Annotated in this window: 23 protein-coding genes; 13 read left to right on the forward strand and 10 right to left on the reverse strand. The window is 71.0% G+C overall.

Annotated elements, in window-relative coordinates:
* Nucleotides 1-44 precede the first annotated feature (44 nt).
* Entirely contained in the window at nt 45-1,100 is a 1,056-nt protein-coding gene (locus tag AB4Y83_RS09145; RefSeq protein WP_442296643.1) for a hypothetical protein, read from the forward strand.
* On the opposite strand, the gene AB4Y83_RS09150 is transcribed toward AB4Y83_RS09145, so the two are convergent.
* Nucleotides 1,023-1,931, reverse strand: coding sequence for a glycosyltransferase 87 family protein (locus AB4Y83_RS09150; protein ID WP_442296644.1), 909 nt, complete (start codon nt 1,929-1,931; stop codon nt 1,023-1,025). The two genes, AB4Y83_RS09145 and AB4Y83_RS09150, sit on opposite strands and share 78 nt — an antisense overlap.
* A 172-nt stretch (nt 1,932-2,103) precedes the next feature.
* On the opposite strand from AB4Y83_RS09150, the gene AB4Y83_RS09155 reads away from it, so the two are divergent.
* The 5 genes from AB4Y83_RS09155 (at nt 2,104) to AB4Y83_RS09175 (ending at nt 7,025) form a co-directional block, all read left to right on the forward strand.
* Nucleotides 2,104-2,655 (forward strand): phage holin family protein, encoded by a 552-nt coding sequence (locus AB4Y83_RS09155; protein WP_442296645.1) that lies wholly within the window; start codon nt 2,104-2,106, stop codon nt 2,653-2,655.
* A 22-nt stretch (nt 2,656-2,677) separates the two neighbouring features.
* Nucleotides 2,678-3,589, forward strand: a complete 912-nt coding sequence (locus AB4Y83_RS09160) for an alpha/beta fold hydrolase (protein WP_442296646.1) — start codon at nt 2,678-2,680, stop codon at nt 3,587-3,589.
* Between the two features lie 121 nt (nt 3,590-3,710).
* Nucleotides 3,711-4,472 carry a serine hydrolase gene (locus AB4Y83_RS09165; RefSeq protein ID WP_442275752.1) on the forward strand — a complete coding sequence of 254 codons (762 nt, stop codon included), beginning with the start codon at nt 3,711-3,713 and terminating at the stop codon, nt 4,470-4,472.
* Nucleotides 4,473-4,579: 107 nt separating this feature from the next.
* Nucleotides 4,580-5,794, forward strand: a complete 1,215-nt coding sequence (locus tag AB4Y83_RS09170) for a glycosyltransferase 87 family protein (protein ID WP_442296647.1) — start codon at nt 4,580-4,582, stop codon at nt 5,792-5,794.
* Nucleotides 5,795-5,912: 118 nt separating this feature from the next.
* On the forward strand, nt 5,913-7,025 hold the full coding sequence (locus AB4Y83_RS09175; RefSeq protein WP_442296648.1) for a hypothetical protein: 1,113 nt from the start codon (nt 5,913-5,915) through the stop codon (nt 7,023-7,025).
* 11 nt (nt 7,026-7,036) lie between these two features.
* Here AB4Y83_RS09175 and AB4Y83_RS09180 read toward each other — a convergent pair whose 3' ends face one another.
* Together AB4Y83_RS09180 and AB4Y83_RS09185 are read right to left on the reverse strand one after the other, a co-directional pair.
* The gene (locus tag AB4Y83_RS09180) at nt 7,037-8,221 is read right to left on the reverse strand and encodes a sensor histidine kinase (RefSeq protein ID WP_442296649.1); all 1,185 of its coding nucleotides are present in this window, start codon (nt 8,219-8,221) and stop codon (nt 7,037-7,039) included.
* Between the two features lie 74 nt (nt 8,222-8,295).
* A complete protein-coding gene (locus AB4Y83_RS09185) occupies nt 8,296-8,967 on the reverse strand; it encodes a response regulator transcription factor (RefSeq protein WP_442296650.1) in 672 nt (223 codons plus the stop codon).
* Nucleotides 8,968-9,027: 60 nt separating this feature from the next.
* On the opposite strand from AB4Y83_RS09185, the gene AB4Y83_RS09190 reads away from it, so the two are divergent.
* The 3 genes from AB4Y83_RS09190 (at nt 9,028) to AB4Y83_RS09200 (ending at nt 14,936) form a co-directional block, all read left to right on the forward strand.
* Nucleotides 9,028-10,488, forward strand: coding sequence for a ferredoxin reductase family protein (locus AB4Y83_RS09190; RefSeq protein WP_442296651.1), 1,461 nt, complete (start codon nt 9,028-9,030; stop codon nt 10,486-10,488).
* On the forward strand, nt 10,485-11,051 hold the full coding sequence (locus AB4Y83_RS09195; protein ID WP_442296652.1) for an FMN-binding protein: 567 nt from the start codon (nt 10,485-10,487) through the stop codon (nt 11,049-11,051). Before AB4Y83_RS09190 ends, AB4Y83_RS09195 begins: the two co-directional genes overlap by 4 nt.
* Before the next feature lie 270 nt (nt 11,052-11,321).
* A complete protein-coding gene (locus AB4Y83_RS09200) occupies nt 11,322-14,936 on the forward strand; it encodes a S8 family serine peptidase (protein ID WP_442296653.1) in 3,615 nt (1,204 codons plus the stop codon).
* A gap of 171 nt (nt 14,937-15,107) precedes the next feature.
* Here AB4Y83_RS09200 and AB4Y83_RS09205 read toward each other — a convergent pair whose 3' ends face one another.
* Both AB4Y83_RS09205 and AB4Y83_RS09210 read right to left on the reverse strand, forming a co-directional pair.
* Nucleotides 15,108-15,779, reverse strand: a complete 672-nt coding sequence (locus AB4Y83_RS09205) for a response regulator (protein WP_442296654.1) — start codon at nt 15,777-15,779, stop codon at nt 15,108-15,110.
* On the reverse strand, nt 15,776-17,539 hold the full coding sequence (locus AB4Y83_RS09210; protein WP_442296655.1) for an ATP-binding protein: 1,764 nt from the start codon (nt 17,537-17,539) through the stop codon (nt 15,776-15,778). The genes AB4Y83_RS09205 and AB4Y83_RS09210 overlap by 4 nt, the downstream gene beginning before the upstream one ends.
* 83 nt (nt 17,540-17,622) lie before the next feature.
* On the opposite strand from AB4Y83_RS09210, the gene AB4Y83_RS09215 reads away from it, so the two are divergent.
* The 4 genes from AB4Y83_RS09215 to AB4Y83_RS09230 are packed head-to-tail and all read left to right on the forward strand — an operon-like array spanning nt 17,623 to nt 21,174.
* Nucleotides 17,623-18,648, forward strand: a complete 1,026-nt coding sequence (locus tag AB4Y83_RS09215; protein WP_442296656.1) for a Bug family tripartite tricarboxylate transporter substrate binding protein — start codon at nt 17,623-17,625, stop codon at nt 18,646-18,648.
* A gap of 2 nt (nt 18,649-18,650) precedes the next feature.
* Nucleotides 18,651-19,238, forward strand: coding sequence for a tripartite tricarboxylate transporter TctB family protein (locus AB4Y83_RS09220; RefSeq protein WP_442296657.1), 588 nt, complete (start codon nt 18,651-18,653; stop codon nt 19,236-19,238).
* Entirely contained in the window at nt 19,238-20,785 is a 1,548-nt protein-coding gene (locus tag AB4Y83_RS09225; RefSeq protein WP_442296658.1) for a tripartite tricarboxylate transporter permease, read from the forward strand. Before AB4Y83_RS09220 ends, AB4Y83_RS09225 begins: the two co-directional genes overlap by 1 nt.
* Entirely contained in the window at nt 20,782-21,174 is a 393-nt protein-coding gene (locus AB4Y83_RS09230; RefSeq protein WP_442275739.1) for a universal stress protein, read from the forward strand. Before AB4Y83_RS09225 ends, AB4Y83_RS09230 begins: the two co-directional genes overlap by 4 nt.
* Nucleotides 21,175-21,318: 144 nt before the next feature.
* On the opposite strand, the gene AB4Y83_RS09235 is transcribed toward AB4Y83_RS09230, so the two are convergent.
* From AB4Y83_RS09235 to nth, 5 genes are all read right to left on the reverse strand, one after another.
* Nucleotides 21,319-21,786 carry a GNAT family N-acetyltransferase gene (locus tag AB4Y83_RS09235; RefSeq protein ID WP_442296659.1) on the reverse strand — a complete coding sequence of 156 codons (468 nt, stop codon included), beginning with the start codon at nt 21,784-21,786 and terminating at the stop codon, nt 21,319-21,321.
* A gap of 51 nt (nt 21,787-21,837) precedes the next feature.
* Nucleotides 21,838-22,098, reverse strand: a complete 261-nt coding sequence (locus AB4Y83_RS09240; RefSeq protein ID WP_442296660.1) for a hypothetical protein — start codon at nt 22,096-22,098, stop codon at nt 21,838-21,840.
* A 72-nt stretch (nt 22,099-22,170) separates the two neighbouring features.
* Entirely contained in the window at nt 22,171-23,373 is a 1,203-nt protein-coding gene (locus AB4Y83_RS09245) for a MarP family serine protease (RefSeq protein ID WP_442275737.1), read from the reverse strand.
* Nucleotides 23,370-24,113, reverse strand: a complete 744-nt coding sequence (locus AB4Y83_RS09250; protein ID WP_056774027.1) for an NUDIX hydrolase — start codon at nt 24,111-24,113, stop codon at nt 23,370-23,372. The genes AB4Y83_RS09245 and AB4Y83_RS09250 overlap by 4 nt, the downstream gene beginning before the upstream one ends.
* Nucleotides 24,110-24,769, reverse strand: a complete 660-nt coding sequence (gene nth, locus AB4Y83_RS09255; protein WP_235508717.1) for an endonuclease III — start codon at nt 24,767-24,769, stop codon at nt 24,110-24,112. The genes AB4Y83_RS09250 and nth overlap by 4 nt, the downstream gene beginning before the upstream one ends.
* Nucleotides 24,770-24,886 lie beyond the last annotated feature (117 nt).

Raw genomic sequence — 24,886 nt, forward strand, 5'->3', positions numbered from 1 at the left:
ACTACGTCCACACCGAGGGACTCGCGTCGCCAGGCTTGGGAGGGGTGCTCGCCAACTGGGACGGCCAGTGGTACGAACGCATCGCAACTGAGGGTTACCCGAAAGCTGCCGAGGCGCACTCGGCGAACGACGCCTGGACGTGGCAGTTCCCCCCACTGTTTCCAGTGCTGGCGCGACTGGTGATGTGGGTAACTGGGCTCGGATTTCCTGTCAGCGCAGTCCTCTTGAATTTCGCGCTCGGCGGCATCGCGACCGCACTTCTCTACGGGATCTACCGCGCCGCGGTCACGACTCCGATCGCCATCGCCGGGGCGCTCTCGGTCAGCGCCTTCATGACGGCACCGCTCCTCAACGTGGCCTACAGCGAGCCCGCAGCACTTGTCTTCCTGCTCCTCACCTTCCGCGGACTCATGGCAAGGCGATACGCCCTCGCTTGGCTGTCAGTCTTGGCCCTGGCCTTCACACGCCCCGTCGCGGCCCCGCTCGCCCTCGTCTTCGCGGCCCACTGGTGGACGTGTTGGCGATCGAGAAGCACGTTGCGCCCCACGAAGGCCACGCATTTCTGGCTTGCGGTCTGCACCGTCACCTCCCTCCTCTCGCCGTTCCTGTGGAGCGTGATCGCGGCCGCATGGCTGAGAGACGCGCAGGCCGTCACCCGAACGAACGGTCCGATCTCAGGATCTGCCCGGGCCGCCTCCATGATGAGCTCGTTCGACTTCGGCTGGTTTGCTCGCGCCCACGATCAGGCTGGGTGGCAGGGCGTGGTTCTCCTCGTGCTCGCAGTGGCCGTAGGAGTCGGCGCTCCCGTCGCGGCTGCGCGACGTCTCGGTCTCCCTCTCGAGCTTCAGATCTGGGGAGTCAGCTACATCGTGTTCGTGCTGCTCGTGACCCCGGTGACGCCCGGCGTCATGCGCTACCTCCTGCTGGCCGCTCCCCTACTCGCGGCTGTCCCCATGTGGACGCTTACCTGGACCCGCCGAGGTCTCGGGGTGACGGCTTTCATGATGATCACCGCCGTCGCGTTATGGAGCCAGTGGTTCTGGATCCGCTACGTGTACATCCTTGACCCGGGACCGGCTCTGGTCCCATGGAGCCCTTAGGCGCGAAGAGAATGAGAATTCGCTCCGGCGCTGCCACACGAGCAGTCGTGGAATCGCGCCGAGGATGGCAAACACGGCATAGCCCTCGATGACCGGGCACGCGAGCACCATGGCTGGCGCCAACAGCCAGGCGCGGCCACGTCTCGCGGCCCACACCGTGAGCAGAGCCGCGCACCCCAGGCGGACCGTGGGCCCGATCCCACGATCACCCGCCGACTCGAGCACGAACGAGACCCAGCGCCCCCACGCGTCCGGGCTCACGGCATACGACAGCCCGCAGACCAGGACGGTAGATGCCGTCGCCCACGCAAGGGGCCGCCAGTCACGGCGCGCCGGGAACCACAGACCGACCACCGCCGGGCCGATCTTCGTCAGCAGCGGGAGCATGAGCCACCACGCCTGACGTCGAACGCTCCACACGAGCGCCACCGCGAAGAAGAGGTAGATGTTGCCGATGAGGATGTCCGGCAGGAGGAAGAGCCCTGCCACCAGCCCTCTGAGCCACCCCAGCGGCCGGACGAGCCAGAGCAGGGCCGCCAGGCCGAGCATCGCCCAGAGCACCTGGAACGCCGGCCAGGGCAGGTGACCCAACGGGGAGAGGACCTGAGCGAAGACCGGGGAGTAGAGGTAGGCGTCGGTGAACTCCGGCGGCAGCGTGTACCAGGTGCTCGGATCGGAGGCTGCCAACCAGTACGCATGGGAGTCGAGTCCCAGGGTGCCGGCACGGGCGTAGCCGGACACCTGGAGATAGGCAAAGAGCAGACCCCCGGGCAACAGCGCGACCCACAAAGCCCGGAGCAGGCGCTCTCGGTCGATCGACGCCTCGGTCACGCCTGTCCCCCCTCAACGGGTACGTGCAAGGCGTGCCCACGCGCGCCACATCCCGGACCATAACGCCGGGTCCCGCATGCCGCACGGGGTTGAGCACGGTCAGGTATCGATTCGAAGATAGGGTGGGCATGCACGCCATGGCTGGACTGAACGCAAACGAGGAAGTGAGCCGATGAGCACGGATCCCCGGCAGGAGCGGACACTCGGCCAACTGGTCGCGTCCGCGACACAGGACATCTCGACGCTGGTTCGCAGCGAGATCGCCCTGGCCAAGGCTGAGGTCTCGGTGCAGGTCAAGAAGGCGGGTGTGGGCGGCGGCCTGCTCGCCGGCGCGGCCGTCATCGCGTTCTACTCCGTCTACTTCCTCTTCACGACGATCGCCGAAGGCATCCAGGCCCTGGGCCTGCCGCGCTGGGCGAGCTTCCTCATCGTCACCGTCCTCATGCTGCTCGTCGCAGCCGTCCTCGGCCTGCTCGGCGTCAAGAAGATGAAGACCGTCGACCCCACCCCGGCGAAGACGATTTCCGAGGCGCAGGAGACGGTCGAGGCGATCAAGTCGGCGGTCGAGCACCCGGGCACGACCGTCCCGGCCCCGCGTCCCGAGTGGGACCGCCCCGGTCTCCCGGCCACCGTGGCGGCCGATGCCACTGCCCCCATCACTCCCGCCGCGCCGTCGAGCAACGGGAGCGCGTCGAGCACGCCAGACCCGTCGCGCGACGCCTGACCCGAGACCCTCAGCCGCACCCATGTCCGTCGACGCTGCCTTCGTCAACATCGACGGACCGTGGGAGCACCGCTACGTCTCCGCGAACGGCGCCCGCTTCCACGTCGCCGAGCTGGGCGACGGCCCGCTGGTGCTGATGCTGCACGGCTTCCCGCAGTTCTGGTACGCGTGGCGCCACCAGATGGTCGCCCTGGCCGACGCCGGCTACCGCGTCGCCGCCATGGACCTCCGCGGCTACGGCGGATCCGACAAGCCCCCGCGGGGCTATGACACCTACATGGCGACCCTCGACGCCGCCAGCGTCGTCCGCGCCCTCGGGGAGAAGGACGCCGTCGTCATGGGTCAGGGCCTCGGCGGCTGGATCGCGTGGTGCATGCCGATCCTGCGACCCGACGTCACCCGCGCCATCGCGTCACTGTCGATGCCACACCCGCGGATCCTGCGGCACGCGATGTGGTCCAACGCCAGGCAACGTCGGGCCTCGTCATGGATCGCCGGCCTGCAGAAGCCGTTCGTGCCGGAGCGAGAGATGGCCAAGTCGCACGACTACGTCGAGGACCTCCTCCGCTCGTGGTCCTCACCCTTCGGTAGCTTCCCGACGCCCGAGGACGTCTCCCGCTACGGCGACGCCATGATGATCCCGTTCGTGGCCCACTCCGCGGCCGAGCACTACCGCTGGCTCGGCCGGTCGGCCGTGCGCCCCGACGGGCCGCTCTTCATGCGCCGCATCCGTCACGCGATCCGAGTGCCGGTGCTCCAGCTCCAGGGCAGCGACGACGGCTGTGTCATCGCCGCCGCCACCCACGGGTCGGGCGCCTTCGTGCCCGGCGACTACCGCCATGTCAAGGTCCCCGGCGCCGGCCACTTCCTCACCGAGGAAGCCCCCGACCCGGTGAACGCCGCCCTCCTCACGTGGCTCGGAACCCTTGCCTGACATGGAGCTCGAGCTTCCCGACGCCGGCGGCGTCGCGTGGTCGGTGTGCGTCCGTCGCGTGATGGTGGAGCCGGGACCGGGGAATCGGAGGGCTCACTCGACGCTTCCACTGGACTCCGGAATGCCGTTGGCTGCCGCGGGTGCCGACGCGCCGTTGCGCACGGCGTCCGTCGGCAAGGTGCTGCTCCTCGTGGAGACGGCCCGACTCATCGCCGCCGGCGACCTCTCCCCCGATGAGCCACTCACCCGCTCGGTCGACCTCTGGGTCGGCGACTCCGGACTCTGGCACACCCTCTCGGTCGAGACGCTCCCCCTCATCGACGTCGCGGCCCTCGTGGGGGCCGTCTCCGACAACCTCGCGACCAACGTCCTGCTCCGGCGGGTCGGGCTCGCCGAGGTCGCGGCCCGCGCCACCTCCCTCGGCCTGCGTGCAACCGCCCTGCACGACCGCGTCCGAGACGTCCGCGGCGCCGACCATCCCGCCACCCTGTCCACCGGCAGCGCCGCCGAGCTGAGTCAGCTCATGGCCCGACTCGCCTCCGGCACGGCCGCCGGTCCAGACGCGGACCGCCTGGTGCGCCAGTGGCTCTCGGCCAACGTCGACCAGTCCATGGTCGGCTCGGCTCTCGTCGAGCAGGGCGGTCTCGACCCGATCGCCCACCACGCGTCGCTGGACCTGCCGACGACGTTCTGGAACAAGACCGGGACGGACGCCGGGGTGCGGGCCGACGTCGGCGCTGTGACGTCAGGCGATCGGACGATCACCTGGGCCGCGGTCGCCAACTGGGACCCCTCTCCCGGCACGACGCTCGACCACCTCACGGTCTGGGCCGTCCTGCGCGGGATGCGCCACATCGGCGAGCAGGTCCTCACTCAGCTCTGAGTTAGCGCGAATTGGGGCGAATCGCGGACTTCCGGCGGACCCTCACGGACAATGGCCGGGCGCGAACATGCTCGGTTCCGCCGCCTCGCCGCTCACCTCGGGAAGTCATGACCACGCCCAGCTCGCGTCCGCTCGCCACCCTGCTTGCGCCGGTTGCCCTTCTCGCGACGGCCCTGTTGGCCTGGGTCCAGTGGAAAGGCGTGACCAGCGGCATCTGGGTGGACAGTGACGTCTACGTCATGGGGGCGCGGCGCATCCTGGACGGCGGTGACCTCTACGCGAGCACTACGTCGGTCGACCTGCGCTTCACCTATTCGCCCTTCGCGGCGGCAGTCTTCGTCCCCTTGGCACTACTTCCTGTCGARGTGGCGCGATGGAGCCTCACAATCGTCTCGTTGATCGCGTTGGTGACCACGCTTGTGGTCGTCGGACGTCGTCTCGCGCTCAAACCCTGGCTCATGGCCTGGCTCGTCGTGGCGACCGCAGCGCTCGAGCCCGTGCTCCGCAACCTGCTGCTCGGGCAGATCAATCTCATTCTCATGGCGATCGTCATCGTCGACCTGCTGGTCGTCCCTCAGCGATACCGGGGAGTTCTGGTCGGGGTCGCTGCGGGGATCAAGCTGACCCCCGCGGTCTTCGTCATCTACTTCCTGCTCCGCAAGGACTGGGCCTCAGCGGCGCGAGCAGCCGGGGCGTTCTTCGCAACTGTTCTCACCGGTCTCGTCGTGTCCCCGTCGAGCACTCTGGCGTTCTGGGGAGGCGGCTTCCTGGGCCTGGGCAAGTTCGGGGCTGACGCGGTCGTGGGAACGGACAACCAGTCGTTGCTCGCCGGTGTGCTGAGACTGCTCGGGCGTCCCGAGGTCCCCGTCACGGTCCAAGCTCTCCTTGCGATCGGAGGGGTCATCCTGGGATCCATCGCCGCGCGCAAGAGCCTCGACCGCGGTGGCGCTGTCGGGCAGGTCGAGGCAGTGGCCTGGCTAGCCCTCGGGGGCCTTCTCGGGTCGCCCGTGTCGTGGACCCATCACTGGGTGTGGATCACTGTGGTCCTCGCCGTCCTCGTGGCCCGACAGTCGCCCGTCCGAGCCGCCCTCGTGCTCTTCATCTTCTGGTTCCCGCTGATCTGGATGCTCTACACGACCGACGGATTCGAGGCGCTCACCTTCACGTGGTGGAAGGCGCTGCTGTCTGCTGTCTACGCCATCGCCGGAGTGGTCATCCTGATCGGCGAGGTCATGCGCAAACCGCCTCCGCCTCCGTCGCTGGGGACGACCGTGACATCGATGGCCAGCGTGCCGCCCGAGAGCGCAACCACCCCCGCCTGATCTGCTCCACCTGCCGCGGGGGCGTGTCGCGGTCCGCGGTTCAGTCAAATGCCCTCGGCTGCCACTCAGAACTGGGACCGTGGATCTCTGCACCACTTCGCACGTCACAGGGGGCGGCATGTCAAGGGCTCGCACACTCCGGATCGCGCTGGGCCTCATCGTCGCAGGTCTACTGCTGCTCTTCATCGTCGTGCCACCCGCGACGGTCGCGGTGCCTCCCGGCATGGAACAAGGGCTTCGCATCGTCTTCGGGCTGGGCCGTGAGGCCCGCACCGCCGTGAAGCTGGTCGACGCCTGCGACGCTGCGAGAGAGAACGCCAAGCCCCCGACCGACCTCGTCGAGGCGAGCAACGGCACGTGCGTCAAACCGACCGGCACCACCACCCCGAAAGCGTCCGAGCGTCCCGCGATCCTCTCCACGTCGCTCCTGGGTGACCTCGTGGCGTGCGGGGACGAGGCGAGCACGAGGACCGTCCCCTCTGCCCAGCTCACCGTCTCGTCGGAGCTCGTCGGCGTCACGGGCCTGCGCTACACGATGACAGCGGACCCGGCTTCGCCGGTGGAAGTCGCGCCCGGTGCGTACTGCGGGCGGCTCGTCGTCGAGCGCGCAGCCGGGCCCTACCGGTCCTTTCCCGCGCTGGTACTCGTGGACGACCGGATGCAGCCCTTCGCCGTCGGCAAGGCGCTGGCCCTGCTCGTGGTCGGTGCGGGAATCGGGCTGCTCATCCGGCTGCTCAACGACCCGTTCGGCAAGCTGCTCAGAATCACGAGGAGGCTGGACCGCATCCGCCGGTGGTTGGCGTCAGGTCCGACCGGCTACGACGACCAAGCCATGGCCGGGATCCAGCGCAAGATCGACGACGCCAACGCCGCCATCAAGGATCTCGACACCGACGGCGCGGACGAGATCGTCACCGACCTGGAGAGCGCACAGAAGGTCACCCCGGAGGCCGGCCGCGAGATCCTCGCCCAGACGCGCCCGGCCCGGGCACAGCTGCCCGACCCGTCTCATCCCGCCTTCTGGCTGATTCGTCACTACTGGGCGGTTGCCCTCGGCGCCATCCTGGTCGTCGTGGCTGCGACGGGTGTGTGGACGCAGTACATCGGAAACAACGCCTTCGAGGGTTCGACGAGGGACTGGGCCGGACTCGTCATCTTCGCTCTGGCCGCCCAGGTCACCGTGTCTGGCCTGACGGAGGCCCTCGGCAAGCTCGCACCCGGGTCTAAGTAGGGCCAGGCCCCTCAGTCGGCGGCAGCAGCTGGGATCAGCAGCGTGAAGGTCGCTCCACCACCGGGAGTCTGGGCCACGTCCATCCGGCCACCGTGTGAGCGGACGATCTGCGTCACGAGCGCCAGCCCGAGGCCGACGCGCCGGCCTCCCGACCCGCCGTCTCCGCGGGAGAAGCGTCGAGACAGGTTCTCGACGTCGGCGGCATCGATCCCGTCACCGTGGTCGACGACGTCGACGCGCACCTGGCCGTCCTCGACACCCGACCGCACCTCGACCCGGGTCCCCTTCTCGGAGTGGGCGATCGCGTTGTCCACGAGCGCCAGCACCGAGCGACGAAGGCTCGGCCGCACCCCCTCCACGACACAGACCCCGCCGTCCGACGCCTCGTCGACGAGCGTCACCCCGTGGTCCGCGGCATACGGCATGAGCGAGGTGACGACCTCCGAGGCGAGGGCACCCAGGTCGACCCGCTCGGCCACCTCGTCGACGTGCTCGAGCTGCGCCGAGAGCAGCAGGTCGGACACGACGTCGGCCATGGCCTGGGTGTCGTGGACGAGCTGGTCGACCTCGGCGAGCCGGCGCGCCGACGCCGGGTCCCCGCCGCCGGCGGCAGCATCCGCAGCGACGTCCGCCGCGACGTGCCGACGCAGCATCTGCGCCCGGGTGCTGATGACGGCCAGAGGAGTGCGCAGCTCGTGCGAGGCGTCGGCGACGAACTGGCGCTGCAGCTCCATCGCCTCGCCGAGTGGCCGCACCGCACGCCGCCCCGCCAACAGCCCCGTCAGCGCGGCCAGGAGCACCCCCACCACCCCGGCCGCCGCGGTCGACACGAGCAGCCGCTGCTCCTCGCCGGTGTGCAGGCGGATGTCGTAGACGGCGACGTAGCGCACGCCCTCGCGCCGGTCGACCCACGCGGGCCACGACCGCCCGTCTGCCGTGAGGCTCGTCTGCCCCGACTCGTCCGGCCCCACGGCAGAGGCCGCGGTGGCCAGCCCGGGAGGCATCGACCGGGTCGCCTCGTGACCGGAGTCGGTCAGCTTGACGAGCCACGTGCCGGGCGGCGCGTCGACGACGTCGTCGGCCGTCCGGGCCGTCGTCTCGGTGCGCCCGCGGATCTCGGCGAGCTGCTGCCGGTCGAAGAGCACGGCCGTGCCGATGATGGCGAGCAGCACGACGAGCGCCGTGGTCGCACCCACGCGCAGAGCCACCGACCGCGACGCCCGTCGCAGCGGGTCGCGCTCCCCGACGGCCGCCCGTGAGCGCCGACCCATCAGGAGGCCCCGAGCCGGTAGCCGACCCCGTGCACGGTCTCGATGACGGACTTCCCGAGCTTCCGGCGCAGGTAGTAGACGTACGTGTCGACGGCGCCGAGCGTGTCGGCGTTGTCGAAGGCCGCGACGAGCAGCTCGTCCCGGGTGAAGACCCGAGTGGGCCGGCGCGCCAGCGTCTCGAGCAGGCGAGCCTCACGGCCCGACAGCATGACCTCGCCGTCATCACCGACGAGTCGCTGCTCGGCGACGACGAGCCGTCGCCCACCGACGGCCAGCTCCCCGGCCGCGCCACCCATCGGGCGCAGCAGGGCCCGCAGGCGCGCGAGCACCTCGTCGACGTCGAAGGGCTTGACGACGTAGTCCTGCGCCCCGGCATCGAGACCCTCGACGCGGTCGGCCACGGTCCCCCGCGCGGTGAGGAAGAGCACCGGCGCCGTCAGGCCCCGCGAGCGCAGCCGCGTCACGAGGTCGACCCCCTCGATGCCCGGCAGCCCACGGTCGACGACGAGCACGTCCCAGTCGTCGACGAGGCCACGGTGCAGGCCCGCCTGTCCGTCGCGGACGGCCGTGACGGCATACCCCTCCTCGCCGAGCAGCTCGGCGAGCATCTGCGAGAGGTCGGGGTCGTCCTCGACGAGGAGCAGCCGTGGGCGGATCGGCGACGCGGTCATGGCCCGAGCCTCCTTTCGTGTCTCATAACTTTCTGAGATCGGCTGCCCACCATCGACTGTGTGAGCACCACCATCGCACCACACCGTGGGACCCCGAGCCGGGTCCGTCGAGCCCTGCGTGCCGGCGCGGACTTCCGCCGCTGGCAGGCCCGCACCGGCGACCTCCTCGAGACCCTGGCCATCGCGAGCCTGCTCGCCGTCGTGGCGCAGTTCCTCCTCGGCGGAGGCAGCCACGACCTCGTCGCCGGCACGAGCAGCACCACCCTCATCGCCGTCGGGCGCCTCACCGGCCTCGTCGCGATGGACCTGCTGCTCATCCAGCTGCTCCTCGCCGCCCGCGTGCCGTGGATCGACCGCGTCTACGGGATGGACCGGGCGCTCAAGGCGCACCGCATCCTCGGCCGCATCACGGTGCCGCTCGTGCTCGTCCACGTCGGCGCCATCGTCATCGGCTATGCGGCGCGCGACGACCTGCACGGCCCGTTCGCTCCGGTCGTCGAGTCGTTCCGGCTCCTCACCGGTGGCAGCGACCTCCTCTTCGCGTTCATCGCCACCGCCCTGCTCGTCGTCATCGCGGTGACGTCGGTCAGCATCGCCCGTCGGCGCCTGTCCTACGAGTGGTGGCACCTCGTGCACCTGACGGCGTATGCCGCCGTCGTCCTCGCGGTGCCGCACGAGCTGTCGATCGGCTCGGACTTCACCGCCTCGCAGTGGGTGCGCACCTACTGGTGGACCCTCTTCGTGATCGTCGCGGCCAGCGTCCTCTGGTGGCGCGTGCTCGTCCCCGTCGCCCGCAGCCTGCGCCACGACCTGCGCGTCACCGACGTCGTCGAGGAGGCCCCCGGCGTCTGGTCCGTGTGGATGAAGGGCCGTCACCTCGACCGGCTCCCGGTCCGCGCGGGGCAGTACCTCAACTGGCGCTTCGCCAGCCCGCGCCTGCTCGCGACCGCCCACCCGTGGTCGATCTCGAGCGCCCCCGACGGCCGCCGCCTGCGCATCACGGTCCGCGAGCTCGGCGACCACTCGAGCCGCCTGGCCCACCTGCGACCCGGCACGCGCGTCCTCTTCGAGGGCCCCTACGGCGCCTTCACCTCCCGCCAGCGCGTCCGCCGACGCGTCCTGCTCCTCGCCGCCGGCATCGGTGTCACGCCGGTCCGCTCGATCCTCGAGGAGCTCGTGCGCCACGGCCACGCCGGCCCCGGAGACGTCACCGTCGTCTACCGCGCCAACGACGAGTCGCAGCTCGCGCTGCGCGACGAGCTCGAGCACCTGACTGCGGTCGGCGGCCACCAGCTGCTCCTCCTCGTCGGCCCGCCCGTCGGCGGCTCCTGGCTGCCGCCCGACCACTCCGGCGGCCGGCCTGTCCCCGATGCCGAGCGCCTCGCCGAGCTCGTCCCCGACCTGCGCCGCCACGAGGCCTACCTCTGCGGCCCCGGCGGCTGGATGAACCTCGTCCACCGCAGTCTCCTCGAGGGCGGCATCCCCAAGGCCCACATCCACGACGAAAGGTTCTCCTGGTGAGGAAGGCAACGTCTGCCCTCGTCGGCCTGGCCGGCATCGTCACGCTGAGTGCGTCCTGGGCGACCGGGCTCGCACCGAAGCACGCCGCCGTCACGGGCGTCCACATCCTGTCGTCGGCCAAGGCCGGCACGCCCGTCGCCGCTGCGCCGCCGAAGCCGTCCGGCAGCTCGAAGGCCTCCGGCTCCAAGCCGGCAGCCAGCTCGAAGACGTCCAGCGGATCGAAGACGTCGGGCGGATCGAAGACGTCGGGCGCCGCTCCCAAGGCCACCACTGCGGCACCAGCGTCCGGCACCGTCGACGGCGCCGTCGTCGGGACGCAGTACGGCTCCGTGCAGGTGCGGGTCAGCTTCACGGGCAAGAAGATCACCAACGTCCACGCCCTCCAGCTGACCGACAGCTCGCGCACGTCGGTGTCCATCAGCGCCGGCGCCGCCCCGACCCTGAGGCACGAGGCGCTGGCGGCGCAGTCGGCGCAGATCGACGTCGTGAGCGGCGCCACCTACACGAGCGAGGCCTACCAGCAGAGCCTCCAGTCGGCGATCGACGCCGCCCACCTGGGCTGACGACCCCCCACGATCCGCACCCCGAGAGGGTGCCCGCGACGCGGCCCGCCGATCTTCCCCTGTGGTCGGCGGGCCGCACCTTTCCCCGCGTCGGACAGCACCCGGCACACACTCCTGACCGATGGCGTATGCCGGGTGCCGCGGTCCGCGTGCGGCGCGGGGTTCGCGAGCCGCTGCGGGTGCGTGCAGATGTCGGTGCATTCGAGGCATCCGGGACCTCGTGCTCTGTCATGATGCGCTCGCACCACCACTTCTCACAGGGGCTCCTCCATGTTCAGACGCCGGCCGTTCGCCGCTGCCCTGACGCTTGCGCTCGTCGCGCCCGTCACGGCCTTCGCCACCTCGCCCGTCGCGTCCGCGGCTCCGACCCCGACGGCGAAGAAGGTCGTGGCCAAGCACCTGCCACGACCCTCCCGTACCGGCGGCCACACCCGTGCCCACGACCCGCACACGGTCCTCGTCAAGTTCAAGACGACGGCGTCCAAGGCCAGCCGGGACCTGGCGCTCCAGCGTCGAGGAGGTCATGCCGGCGTGCAGGTCGGGGGCACGAGCTTCGTCAAGGTCACGACGAACGGTCGCGCCGAGGAGCTCGCGAGCAGGCTCGGCGCCGACCCGTCGGTCGCCGAGGTCACGCTCGACTACGTGCGCTCCGCCGCGGCCACGCCGAACGACCCGGCCTTCGGCTACGACCAGGACTACCTCAAGACCGTCCGCGTGCCGACCGCCTGGGATCGCTCGAAGGGCTCGCTCACCCAGGTCGTCGCCGTCATCGACACCGGCGTCAACGGCAAGCACCCCGACCTCGTCGGCCGCACCGTTGCCGGCTACAACGCCATCAGGAACGTCGGCATCGCCGCCGGTGCCGCGAGCGACGACAACGGCCACGGCTCGATGGTCTCGGGCATCATCGCTGCCGCGACGAACAACGGTGTGGGCATCTCGGGCGTGGCCTGGAACGCCAAGATCATGCCGGTCAAGGTCCTCGACGGCACCGGCAACGGCACCGACTCGGACGTGGCCGAGGGCGTCAACTGGGCCGTCTCCCACGGCGCGAAGATCCTCAACCTCTCGCTCGGCGGAGACGGCGACAACCCGGCACTGCATGACGCTGTGAAGAATGCCGTCGCCAAGGGTGCCGTCGTCATCGTCGCCGCAGGCAACTGGGGTGACGACGTGCCGCAGTACCCCGCGGCCTATCCCGAGGCGATCGCCGTCGGCGCCACCGACTCGACCGGCGCCCTGACGGACTTCAKCAGCTACGGCCCGTGGATCGACGTTGCCGCCCCCGGATGGGGCATCCTGTCGACGCGCCTCGCCGACACGTACTACTTCGGCGACGGCACGTCGTTCTCCGCGCCGATCGTGGCCGGCGTCGCCACCCTGATCCGCACCCAGTCGCCGGCCCTGACGCCGGCGCAGGTGCTCTCGCGGCTCAGGTCCACGGCGCGTGACGCCGGGCCCCGCGGCATCGACCCCTACTACGGTGCCGGCGTCGTCGACGCGACGAACGCGCTCGGCGGCGGCTGGGCCGCCGACTTCGCCCAGCCGGCCCCGTGGATCGGTGAGCCCAACGATGTGCCCGTGCGCGCCAAGACGCTGGACCAGGCCAACTACGGTCTCATTGACGTCGAGGGCGACGTCGACTGGTACCGCTTCACGCCGACGGCCCTGCGGGCAGCGAGCGTCACGGTGGGCCCCTCGTACAACAACGCCGACGACGCCCAGAACCTCGACCCCGTGCTCGCCGTCTACGACAAGAACCTCCGGCTCGTCGGGCAGGTCGACGCCAAGGGACCCGGCGAGAGCGAGACGCTGACGTTCCGACCATCCGGCGACGAGTACTTCTTCACGGTGCGCAACTTCAACGGCAACCGCACCGACGCGTCCTACGTCGTCGGCGTCGACTCCGCCCCCATCGGTGAGTTCGACCCGTCCGTCCTCTTCCCGGTCGCGTCCGTGGCCGGCGGCAACGTGGCACTGGGCGCCACCGCGGTCGGCGACCTCACGGGTGACGGCAGGGTCGACGCCGTGGCCACCGCGGCCGCGCCCGGCACCGGGGCGCAGCTCTTCGTCTTCGCCCAGACCAGCTCGGGGACGTTCGGCGCCGCTCGGCCTTTCGGCACCGTGGACTCCTCACTCGCCCACAACGTGGTCGTCGCCGACGTCGACCGTGACGGACGCCGGGACGTCGTCGTCGCGACGGATCTCGGCGTGCAGGTTCTCCTGCAGACGACAGCCGGCGACCTCGCACCCGCCACCCTCGTGCCTGGTACATCCGGCGTGACCTTCGTCGAGACCGCCGACCTCGACGGCGACGGTCGCACCGACCTCGTCACCTCCTCTCCTGCGGGCGTCACAGCGCTGGTGCAGCAGGTCGACGGGTCGTGGGCCGCCACGGTCGTCTCCGACACTCACGCCACGGAGCTGGAGACCGGCGACCTCGACGGCGACGCACGCCCCGACGTGGCGGCCGTCGCGGCCGACGGCGTCCGCGTGCTGCACAACACGACCACCGGGTGGACGAGCACCACTCACGTCGCCGTCGCCGGCGCCGTCCACCGCGGCATCGAGGTGGCCGACGTCAACGGCGACTCGCGTGCGGACCTCGTGGTCAGCACCGGCGAGGTCGCACCCTCGTCGCAGATCGTCGTGCTGACGCAGACGAGCACGGGTCAGCTGGCCGACCCCGTCGTACGCAGCACCACCGACTGGCCGACTTCGGTCGAGTCCGGAGACGTCGACGGCAACGGGCGACCTGACGTCATCGCCCTCCACGAGAAGTGGGGCAACGTCACGGTCGAGTTCCAAGGGCAGGACGGCACTCTCGGCGCCACGGGCTACGGGCAGACCGACACGGTCCAGGACTTCGGTCCCGGGGCGCTGGCCGTCGGCGACGTCACCGGCGATGGCAGCCCCGATGCGGTCGTCGCGACCGACAGCGGCCTCCGCCTCGTCCGCAACGGCGGCGCCTCCACGCCGGGGACGACTCAGCTGTGGGTGAGGAGCACGTCGCCCAACGACTTCGGGTCGGGGCTGACGCAGACCTACACGCCTACCGTGACGTTCGCCCGCGACGTCGTTCCCTCGAGCGTCACGACGTCGACGGTGCGGATCCTCAACGGCCGCAACGGATCCGCGGTGCCCGCCAGCGTCACGTACGACGCCGTGAAGCGCACCGCAACGGTCAGGCCGACGTCGCCGCTCTACGACAACGCTCCCTACCGGCTCACGGTCTCCGGCGTGAAGGACACGTCGGCAACGACGATGACGACGGCATACTCCTCGACGTTCCGCACGGTCGACGTGGCACCGAAGGGCGTCGGGGCGTTCAGGGCGACAGGCGCGCTGCGCGCGGCGACGCTGACGTGGACGGCGCCGGGGGTCAACGACCTCGACCGCTACATCGTCCGGATGGCCACGGGATCCACGCCGCCGGCGAACGTCACGACCGGCACCGGCGTCTACTCGGGCACGGCGCTGAGCGCGAAGGTCAACCTCGCCCAGGGCACGACGTACAGCGTCCGCATCTGGGCCAAGGACCGCTCGGGCAGGTACAGCCCGGCATCGTCGGTCAAGCTCGTCGGCACCGCGGAGACCATCGGCTCCAGCACGACGTCGCTGACCAAGGGCCGCTTCGTCACGGTGAGCAGCAAGCTGACCCGCCGCGACACCGGTGGTCCGATCTCCGGCGTCCCGGTCCAGCTCTACTGGCGCAAGGTCGGCTCGACGACGTGGAATCTCACGGCCACGCGCACGTCGAGCTCCGTGGGCACGGTCTCCTACGCCCACGCCCCCAGCGCGTCGGTCGACTACATGTGGGTCTACCGCGGGTCGAGCGCCTACGTCGGCTCGAGCAGCGCACTGCGCCGGGTCACCGTCCGCTGACGCCAGGGCGTCCGCCCCAGCCCCACTCGAGTGAGCGCCCAGCCCCACTCGAGTGAGCGCCCCGTCCCATTCGAGTGGCCCCGTTCTCACTGCAGCTGCGTGAGAACGGGGCCTTTCGACGGGCGGGGTCAGTGCACGATCGGCCTGGCGGCGCGTGGTCAGCCGGCGCGGTCAGAGCCAGCGGTAGCGGCGCTCCGGGCGACCGGTCGTGCCGTAGCGAAGGGTCACCTCGGCCTGGCCGAACGACACGAAGTGCTCGAGGTAGCGACGGGCACTGACCCGCGAGATGCCCACGGCCTCAGCACATTCCGTCGCCGACAGCGTCTCGCTCGACTCTCGGAGCGCCTTCTCGACAGCCTCCGCCGTCTCGGCGCTGAGCCCCTTCGGCAGCACGGCCACCGGACCGCGGCCGACCGGCTGCGAGGTGAACGCCGCGTCGATCTCCTCCTGCGTCAGGTCGTCACTGAGGCCGCGGGCCCGTTCGGCGGCATACGTCCGCAGGCGTTGCTCGAGGTCGGCGAAGGCGAAGGGCTTGAGCAGGTAGCCGACGACGCCCTGCCGCACCGCGCCCCGCACCGCGTCGGCCTCCTTGGCCGCGGTGATGACGAGCACGTCGCAGGTGTGCCCGGCCGCGCGTAGGCGGGTCACGACGTCGAGCCCGAACGCGTCGGGGAGGTAGAGGTCGAGGAGCACGAGATCGGGCCGGAGCGACTCGACGAGGGCCACGGCCTCGTCGCCCGTCTGGGCCGTGCCGACGACCTCGAAGCCGTCGACCCGCTCGACGAAGCCACGGTGGATGCGAGCCACCATGAAGTCGTCGTCGACGACGAGCACCGTGGTCATCGCTTCTCCTCCGCGTGCCCGATGGCGGCCTCGACGGTGAGGCGGGCGACGAACTTCGCGCCCGTCGGGGTGTTCTCCACCTCGACCTCGCCGCCCCGACGTTGGCAGATCAGGCGCGTCAGCGCCAGCCCGATGCCACGCTCGCCCGCCCGGGCCGCCTTCGTCGTGTAGCCGTGGGTGAAGACCTCCGTCACGACCTCGGGCGCGATGCCCGGCCCCGAGTCGACGACGCTGACCTCGAGCGAGCTCGCGTCCTGGCGGATCGTCAGCTCGACCCACTTGTCCGGGCCGTCGGACGACGCCGCAGCGTCGATGGCGTTGTCGACGAGGTTGCCGACGACGGCCGCGACGTCGGCCGAGTCGCGCGGGCCGACGCGACCGAGCGACGTGTCGTCGGAGACCCGCAGCTCGACGCGCCGCTCGGTCGCCTGCGCGGCCTTGGCCATGACGAGCGCCGTCACGGCGGTGTCGCGGATGCGCCGCGAGACCGTGAGGTCGAGCTGGGCACGGTGCTCGCTCACGGCGTCGACGTAGCCGACGACCTCGTCGTACTCGCCGAGCTGGATGAGCCCCGAGATCGTGTGCAGCTGGTTGGCGAACTCGTGCGCCTGGGCCCGGAGCAGCTCGGTCGTGCTGCGGAACGAGCCGATCTCGCGCTCGAGGTCGGCCAGCTCGGTGCGGTCGCGCAGGGTCGTCACCGAGCCCAGAGGCCGGCCGTCCTTGCTGACCTCCATGCGGTTCATGACGAGGACCCGTCCGCGGCGCAGGACGACCTGGTCGCGCGGCGTCGGCCGCCCACTCTCACCGGTGCCGTCACTGGTGCCGCCACCCGTGGTGACACCGTCGTCCACGGCCTCCGATGGCTCGCTCTCGTCCGTCACCCCCCGCAACACGTCACGCAGCCGTGGACCGATGGGGAGGTCGTCGAGACGCATCCCCACGGCATGCTCCGGCAGATCGAGCAGACGCTGGGCGACGTTGTTGACCAACGTGATCCGCTCGTTCGTGTCGAGCGCCACGACACCCTCGGCGAGCCCGAAGAGCATCGCCTCCCGACTCTCGGCGAGGCCCGTGATCTCGGCCGGCTCGAGCCCGAGCGTCTGCCGCTTGATCCGCCGGGCGAGCAGCCACGAGCCCACGCCTCCGAGCACGAGGGCGATGCCCAGATAGGTCGGAAGGTACGACGAGGCCCCTTGGAGGCGGTCGAGGGCGGACGGCATACGCACGGCGACCATGACGGTGCCGAGCTGGGCCCCCACCGGCAGAACGGCGGGTCCAGTCGCAGGCGGGTCGTAGAGAAGTGGGCTCTGCGCGACGAGCATCCGCTCGCCCTGGACGTCCATGACGCCCGTCCAGCTCGCCCCCTCACCGACGGCCGGCGCGCCGAGCGGGATGCGGGTCTTGTCGATCGTCGGGTCCGACGACACCCGGGCGACCTCGTCGGCGTCGGCCAACGTCACCGATGTGACGTCGTACTGGGTCACGATGGACTGGGTGATGGTGGGCAGGACGTTGACGACGCCGCCGGGGCTCATCTCCGCGCGCACGATCGGTGTGCTGGCGACCTGCTCGGCGATAGCCGCGATGCGCCGGCCCTCGGTGCGCGTGAACGTCGACTCCGACTGCGCGAGGGACACCAGTGCGACGGTGACGAGCACACCGAGCAGGATGACCATCTGCACGACGAGCAGCTGCCCGGCGAGGGAGAGGCGACCGAAGCGGCCCGGTCTCTGCGTGACCAAAACGAACTCAACCTTCATTGCTGACACAAGGGCGACACGGCGTCGTGGCGCAGGCCACGATCATGCCGTTCCAGCCACAGAACGCGAAAGAGACCTCAACGATGAGCACTCGTACCCCCGCCCGCAGGTCCGTCCTGCTCGGCGTCACCGTCGGCGTCACCGCCCTGGCCCTCTCGGCCTGCGGAGCCACCGCCAAGAAGGACGACGCCCCCACCGGCGCGGCCGGCGGCTCCCCCGCCAGCAACCTCCAGATCATGGTCCCCAACGCCCCCGGCGGCGGCTACGACACGACCGCCCGCACCGCGGCGAAGGTCATGGAGGCCGCCAAGATCACCAGCGCGATCCAGGTCTTCAACCTCCCGGGCGCCGGCGGCACCGTGGGCCTGCAGCGCACGGTCAACGAGAAGGGCAACGGCAAGCTCGCCATGCAGATGGGGCTCGGCGTCGTCGGCGCGGCCTACACGCAGAAGAGCCAGGCCACGCTCAACGACACCACCCCGATCGCCAAGCTGATCGAGGAGGCCGGCGCGATCGTCGTGCCGAAGGACTCGCCCTACCAGGACGTCAACGCGCTCGTCGCGGCGTGGAAGGCCGACCCGAAGAAGGTCAACGTCGGCGGCGGCTCGTCCCCGGGCGGACCCGACCACCTGCTCCCGATGCAGCTGGCCAAGGCGGTCGGCATTGATCCCAAGACCGTCAGCTACATCGGCTTCGACGGCGGCGGCGAGCTGCTCCCGGCCCTCATCGGCAACAAGATCTCCTTCGGTGCCAGCGGCTTCGGCGAGTTCCTCGACCAGGTCAAGGCCGGCCAGGTCAAGGTCCTCGCGGTCACGAGCGAGAAGCGCATCGACGCCCTCCCCGACGTGCCGACCCTCAAGGAGTCCGGCATCGACCTCGTCTTCACCAACTGGCGCGGCATCGTGGCCCCTCCCGGCATCTCCGACGCCGACAAGGCCACGTGGATCGACGCGCTGACGAAGATGCACGCCTCGCAGGGCTGGAAGGACGAGATGGAGAAGCGCGGCTGGACCGACGCCTTCGTCACCGGTGACGCGTTCGGCACCTTCCTCAAGGAGCAGGACGCCTCGGTCGCCGAGATCCTCACCACCCTCGGACTGGCCAGCTGACCATGTCGGACCACACCCCCGACCCCACGCGCGACGCGCCCGCCGGTGCTGTGACCAGCACCGGCGGCACGTCCGCCGTCATGTCCGACGGGGTGGCCGCGCAGGGCCGCGGGGATCGCGCGCAGTACGGCATGTGCGCGTTCCTCGCGGTCCTCGGCGGGCTGCTGCTCTTCGACGCCGCCCGCATCGGCCACGCGACGAGCAGCAACGACCCCGTGGGTCCCCGTCCCGTGCCGATCATCCTCGGCATCCTGCTGCTCGTGACCGCCGTCCTGTATGCCGTCGACGTCTACCGCGGCGGGGTCGGCAGCGCCGAGGAGGGCGAGGACGTCGACCTCTCGACCGGCTCGGACTGGAAGACCCTGGGCCTGCTCGCCGCCTTCTTCGTCCTCAACGCCGTGCTCATCGAGCCGCTCGGCTGGGTCATCAGCGGCACCATCCTCTTCGCCGGCTCGGCCTTCGCCCTCGGCAACCGCCACCACGTGCGCGGTCTGCTCTTCGGCCTGGGCCTCGCGCTCGCCACCTTCTACGCCTTCGCCATCGGGCTCGACGTCAACCTGCCCGCCGGCGTGCTGCAAGGAATCCTCTGATGGACAACTTCGCCAACCTCATCGACGGGTTCGGGCACGTCCTGACCCCGATGAACCTGCTCTTCGCCCTCATCGGCGTCACCATCGGCACCGCCGTCGGCGTCCTCCCGGGCATCGGCCCGGCCATGACCGTCGCGCTGCTCCTGCCCGTCACCTACGGCCTCGAGCCGACCCAGGCCCTCATCATGTTCGCCGGCATCTTCTACGGCGGCATGTACGGCGGCTCGACGACCTCGATCCTGCTCAACACGCCCGGTGAGTCCTCGTCGGTCGTCACGGCCATCGAGGGCAACAAGATGGCCAAGGCCGGCAGGGCCGCGCAGGCGCTCGCGACCGCCGCCATCGGGTCCTTCGTCGCCGGCACGATCGGCACGCTGCTGCTCGCGCTCGTCATGCCGCAGGTCGTGAAGTTCGCGGTCAGCCTCGGTGCCCCCGAATACTTCGCGATCATGCTGCTGGCCTTCGCCGGCGCGAGCGCCGTGCTCGGCAGCTCACGCATCCGCGGCTTCGCGGCCCTGCTCATCGGCCTCGCCATCGGGCTCATCGGCATCGACAAGGTGACGGGCCAGCAGCGCATGACCTTCGGGACCGCGCAGCTCGCCGACGGCATCGACGTCGTCGTCGTCGCGGTCGGCATCTTCGCCGTCGGCGAGGCGCTCTGGGTCGCGGCCCACCTGCGGCGCAAGGCCGCCGGCGTCATCCCGGTCGGCCGTCCGTGGATGGGCCGGGACGACTGGGGCCGCTCGTGGAAGCCGTGGCTGCGCGGCACCGCCTTCGGCTTCCCGTTCGGCGCCCTCCCCGCCGGTGGCGCCGAGATCCCGACCTTCCTGTCCTACATGACCGAGCGCAAGCTCTCGAAGCGACCGGAGGAGTTCGGCAAGGGCGCCATCGAGGGCGTCGCCGGACCCGAGGCCGCCAACAACGCCTCGGCCGCCGGCACCCTGGTCCCGATGCTCGCGCTCGGCCTGCCGACCAACGCGACGGCCGCGATCATGCTGGCCGCGCTGCAGGGCTGGGGCCTCGAGCCGGGGCCGCTGCTCATGGAGAAGCAGCCGGTGCTCGTCTGGACGCTCATCGCCAGCCTCTTCGTCGGCAACACGATGCTGCTGCTGCTCAACCTGCCGCTCGCCCCGGCCTGGGCCAAGCTGCTCCAGATCCCGCGTCCCTACCTCTACGCCGGCATCCTCTTCTTCGCCTCCATGGGGGCGTATGCCGTCAACGCCCAGCCGTTCGACCTGCTCCTGCTGCTCGCGCTGGGCATGGTCGGCTTCGCGCTGCGCCGCTTCGGGCTGCCGGTGCTGCCGCTCATCATCGGCGTCATCCTCGGACCGCTCGCCGAGCTGCAGGGGCGGCGCTCGCTCCAGCTCTCGGGCGGCGACCTCAGCGGTCTCGTCGGCGGCCCCGTCGCCTGGGTCTGCTTCGCGATCATCGCCCTCGTGCTGATCTGGCCGCTCGTCGGCAAGCTGACCGGCCGGGGTCGCGGACGCGGCCGGGGCGGCGACGGCCCCGGCGCAGACGCCCCCGCGACGAAGGAGGTCATGGCATGACGATCCTCGTCGGCTACATCCCGACGTCGCAGGGCGAGGCGGCCCTCGCGGCCGCGATCGCCGAGGCCAAGGCGCACGACGAGTCGGTGCTCGTCATCAACATGTCCCGAGACGACAAGCTCGTCGACGCGCACCGCGCCGAGGGCTCGGACCTCGACCGGCTCGACGCCGACCTCGCCGAGTCCGGGGTCACGCACGAGGTACGTCGCATCGAGCACGGCACCGACCCGGCCGACCAGCTCCTCGAGCTCGTCGACCGGGAGCAGCCGCGGATGCTCGTCATCGGCATCCGGCACCGCAGCGCCGTCGGCAAGCTGCTGCTCGGCTCGACCGCGCAGCGCCTGCTCCTCGACGCCACCTGCCCGGTCCTGGCCGTCAAGGCGGACTGAGCGACCCGGCATACGCCCCCGTTCGAGGTGATACCGGCAGCCACGGTGCTGCCGGTATCACCTCGAGGCGCGCCCGGCCCCTGACGGTTCGAGGTGATGGCGCGCGCCACCTCGGTGCCGACATCACCTCGAACCCGGGACGGGTCAGGCGGGGGCTCGGGAGACGGCAACGTGGCGGGCGACCTCGGCGAAGCCGGCGCGCTGGTAGAGCCCGATCGCGGGCCCGCCCTCCTCGGCGACGATGACGAGCCGCCCGACGGCCGGGTCCTCGAGCGCCCACTCCCCTGCGGCACGCACGAGCGCCCCGGCGATGCCGCGCCGGCGGTGGCTCTCGAGGGTGACGACGTCCTGGTAGCGGGCGAGGTCGCCGAGCCGCACGATGCCGAGGTTCGCAACGAGCCGGTCGCCGTCGAAGGCCCCGAACCACCGCGCCCGCCCCGACTCGACGAGCCCGCGTTGCGCCGCCGCCCGCCGCCGTTCGAAGACGAGACGCGCGTCGCGCCGGTCCTCGGGGGTGTCGCTCCCGCCGACGTCGGCCGACTGCTCCCAGTCGTCGTCGGACTCGAGCGGCGTGAGCCGTATGCCGTCGGGTGCGTCGGCGGGAGCCGGCACCGACGTCGTGGCGAGGTCGACGTCGACCTCGACGTCCCAGCCGTGCGCGGCCTAGGCCTCGGTGTCACCGCCGTCGTGCGTGAAGGCGATCGCTCGGTGGTGGGCGTCCGGGAGCTCCTCCTCGAAGCGTGCGGTCCAGCGCTCGATCTCGTCCGAACGGACCGCGGAGGGCACGAGCAGGAAGTTGCCCCACCAGAAGGTCGGGTTGGCCTCGGTGCGCACGACGAGGTGGTCGCCGAGGTCGGTGACGGTCGCTCCCTGGAGGCGGAGCAGGTCGAGGTCGGTGGTCAGCCCGGGACTGTCGATGCGCACCCCCCGATCCTTCCACCGTCGAAAGGCCACACCGACGAACTTCGGCCTTTCGACGGTGGCGGGGCAGGCGAGTCAGCCGGCGACGCAGGCGCCGGTGTCGACCTCGGCCCCCGCGGACCTGGCCTCGTCGAGCACCGGCTTGGCCTCGGCGAGCGTCAACGCGTAGCCGGTCGAGTCGTCCTCGAGCGACTTGGCGAAGATGACACCGACGACCCGGCCCTCGGCGTCGAGCAGGGGGCCGCCGGAGTTGCCCGGCTGCACGGTCGAGGCGAGCGAGTAGATCTCGCGGATGACGCGCTCGCTGCCGTAGACGTCGAGCCCGCGGGCCTCGAGCTGGGCCCGGACACGGGCGGACACGACCCGGTAGGGGCCGTCAAGCGGGTAGCCCGGCACCGCAGCCGAGTCGCCGCGCTTCAGCTCACCGCCGAGCGGGAGCGCCGGCAGAGCCAGGCCCGGCACGCTGAGCACGGCGAGGTCCCGACGCGCGTCGAAGACGATGACGCGCGCGCGCAGCGTCTGGTCAGCGCTCTCGACCCGCACCTCGTCGGCGCCGGCGACGACGTGGGCATTGGTGACGATGCGGCCCGGCGAGAGCACCCAGCCGGTGCCCTCCTGGCCGCGCTGGCACGACTGGGACTGGGTCGTCACCTTGACGACGGACCGGCCGGCCGCGCGGATCGCCGCCGACTGCGCGACAGCGGGGTCGGGGTCCTGCACCGGCGTGATCGGCTCGGGTGCCAGATCGCCGAACACCTGCGGGAAGCCCTGGCTCGACAGGAAGCCGCGGAAGCTCGCGAAGACCTGGCCGGTCTGCTCGGGGACGACGGAGTTGACGACCTGCAGCACCTTCGAGTCGGCCATCGCCTTGGACAGCGCCGGGTTGCCGGCCGTGCGCAGCGCACCGCCGATGAACCAGATGATGAGGCTGGCGGCGACCATGACGACGATGCCACCGAGGACCGAGTCGACCTGACGCAGCGAGGTCTGGCCGACGCGGCGCCGGATCCGTGCCCCGAGGAGGCTGCCGAGGTACTGGCCGAGCCACCCGAACGCGACGACACCGAGGATGAGCACGAGCACCCGGGTGCGGTCGTTGTCGGCAACCGACTGCCACCGTGCCAGCATCTCGGGCAGCTGCCACACCGCGAACATCGCGAAGGCGAAGAAGCCGACGAGCGAGAAGACGCTCTGGATCAGCCCCTGCCGGTAGCCGGAGTAGCCGTACGCCAGCAGGAGCAGGACCAGGGCGATGTCGAGCACGACACTGCCGGTCATGACCGCCTCCCTCCGAGGTAGCGCTCGGGGAGCTCGCGCCGGATCTCAGGATCCCACGGCCGGGAGAGTCCGCCGAGCTCGAGGACGCTGCTGACGAGCCCGGCGGTGAAGCCCCACAGGAGCAGGTGGTCGAGGTCGAAGCCCGGTCCGACGTAGCCCGAGGGATGCGTCACCGAGAAGCGGGTGGCCGGGTCGACGAGGTGCGAGACGGGTACCGAGAGCACGTCGTGCACCTCTGCCGGGTCGCGGACCCCGATCGGCGAGGGCTGCGCCCACCAGCCGAGCACCGGCGCGACGACGAACTGGGCCGGAGCGAGGAAGAGCGAGGGCAGCTGGGCGACGACGTCGACCCCAGCCGGGTCGATGCCCGTCTCCTCCTCGGCCTCGCGCAGCGCGGTGGCGACGAGGTCGTCGTCCCCGGGGTCGCGGGAGCCGCCCGGGAAGGCGATCTGGGCCGGCTGGGTGCGCATCGTGTGCGAGCGCTCGATGAGCACGACGTGCTCGCCGTCGTCGTCGGCGCCGGCGGGTGGGGGGCCGAAGAGGATGAGGACCGCCGACTCGCGGCCGCCCTCCTCCGGCGGCAGGAAGCGGGAGAACCACTCGGGCGCGACCTCCTCGAGGCGCACCGCGAGCTCGTCCATCCACGCCGGACGCGGCACGGTCCCCGCCCCGGGCGTCGGGGAGGGCTCGATGGAACCCGACCTGCCGGCATACGCGATCCGGCTGAGCGTGTGGGTCACTTCGGCGCCAGCTCGTACTTCAGGAGCTTCGCCGCCTTGTCGGGGTCGGTCTCGCCGGCGCCGTAGCTGGGGCACCAGCGCGCGACCGGGCACGCCCCGCAGGCCGGCTTCTTCGCGTGGCACGTGCGGCGGCCGTGGAAGATGACGACGTGGCTGAGCATCGTCCAGTCCTTGCGCATGAAGAGCGCGCCGACCTCGTGCTCGACCTTGACCGGGTCCTCCTCCTCGGTCCAGCCGAAGCGGCGGGCGAGGCGGCCGAAGTGGGTGTCGACGGTGATGCCGGGGACGCCGAAGGCGTTGCCGAGCACGACGTTGGCCGTCTTGCGGCCCACACCCGGGAGCGTCACGAGGTCCTTGAGGCGCGGCGGCACCTCGCCGTCGAAACGCTCGACGAGGGCGATCCCGAGCTTGATGAGCGAGTCGGTCTTGGCGCGGTAGAAGCCGGTCGGCTGGATGATCGTCTCGAGCTCGGTGCGGTCGGCGTTCGCGTAGTCGGCGGCCGTCGGGTACTTCGCGAAGACGATCGGCGTCACCTTGTTGACCCCGACGTCGGTCGTCTGCGCCGACAGGATCGTCGCGACGAGCAGCTCGAGGGGTGTGCTGAAGTCGAGCTCGCAGTGGGCGTACGGGTAGCGCTCATGGAGGGAGCGGTACATCTTCCGGGCGCGCCGGGTCCGCGCCACAGGGGTCTCGTCGTCGATCACGAGGGCTCGGGGGGACACGGACGACACTGTATGCCGCCCCGCTGTCACCCGCTGTCCGCCTCCGTGGGG

Source organism: Terrabacter sp. RAF57 (assembly GCF_052113925.1).
Taxonomy (GTDB): domain Bacteria; phylum Actinomycetota; class Actinomycetes; order Actinomycetales; family Dermatophilaceae; genus Terrabacter.

What these genes read in the sequence shown, in the direction of transcription:
- AB4Y83_RS09155 (WP_442296645.1), top strand. Translation starts at nt 2,104, where the DNA reads ATGAGCACGGATCCCCGGCAGGAGCGGACACTCGGCCAACTGGTCGCG.
- AB4Y83_RS09160 (WP_442296646.1), top strand. Translation starts at nt 2,678, where the DNA reads ATGTCCGTCGACGCTGCCTTCGTCAACATCGACGGACCGTGGGAGCAC.
- AB4Y83_RS09165 (WP_442275752.1), top strand. Translation starts at nt 3,711, where the DNA reads ATGCCGTTGGCTGCCGCGGGTGCCGACGCGCCGTTGCGCACGGCGTCC.
- AB4Y83_RS09175 (WP_442296648.1), top strand. Translation starts at nt 5,913, where the DNA reads ATGTCAAGGGCTCGCACACTCCGGATCGCGCTGGGCCTCATCGTCGCA.
- AB4Y83_RS09185 (WP_442296650.1), bottom strand. Translation starts at nt 8,967, where the DNA reads ATGACCGCGTCGCCGATCCGCCCACGGCTGCTCCTCGTCGAGGACGAC.
- AB4Y83_RS09205 (WP_442296654.1), bottom strand. Translation starts at nt 15,779, where the DNA reads ATGACCACGGTGCTCGTCGTCGACGACGACTTCATGGTGGCTCGCATC.
- AB4Y83_RS09210 (WP_442296655.1), bottom strand. Translation starts at nt 17,539, where the DNA reads ATGAAGGTTGAGTTCGTTTTGGTCACGCAGAGACCGGGCCGCTTCGGT.
- AB4Y83_RS09215 (WP_442296656.1), top strand. Translation starts at nt 17,623, where the DNA reads ATGAGCACTCGTACCCCCGCCCGCAGGTCCGTCCTGCTCGGCGTCACC.
- AB4Y83_RS09220 (WP_442296657.1), top strand. Translation starts at nt 18,651, where the DNA reads ATGTCGGACCACACCCCCGACCCCACGCGCGACGCGCCCGCCGGTGCT.
- AB4Y83_RS09225 (WP_442296658.1), top strand. Translation starts at nt 19,238, where the DNA reads ATGGACAACTTCGCCAACCTCATCGACGGGTTCGGGCACGTCCTGACC.
- AB4Y83_RS09230 (WP_442275739.1), top strand. Translation starts at nt 20,782, where the DNA reads ATGACGATCCTCGTCGGCTACATCCCGACGTCGCAGGGCGAGGCGGCC.
- AB4Y83_RS09245 (WP_442275737.1), bottom strand. Translation starts at nt 23,373, where the DNA reads ATGACCGGCAGTGTCGTGCTCGACATCGCCCTGGTCCTGCTCCTGCTG.
- nth (WP_235508717.1), bottom strand. Translation starts at nt 24,769, where the DNA reads ATGTACCGCTCCCTCCATGAGCGCTACCCGTACGCCCACTGCGAGCTC.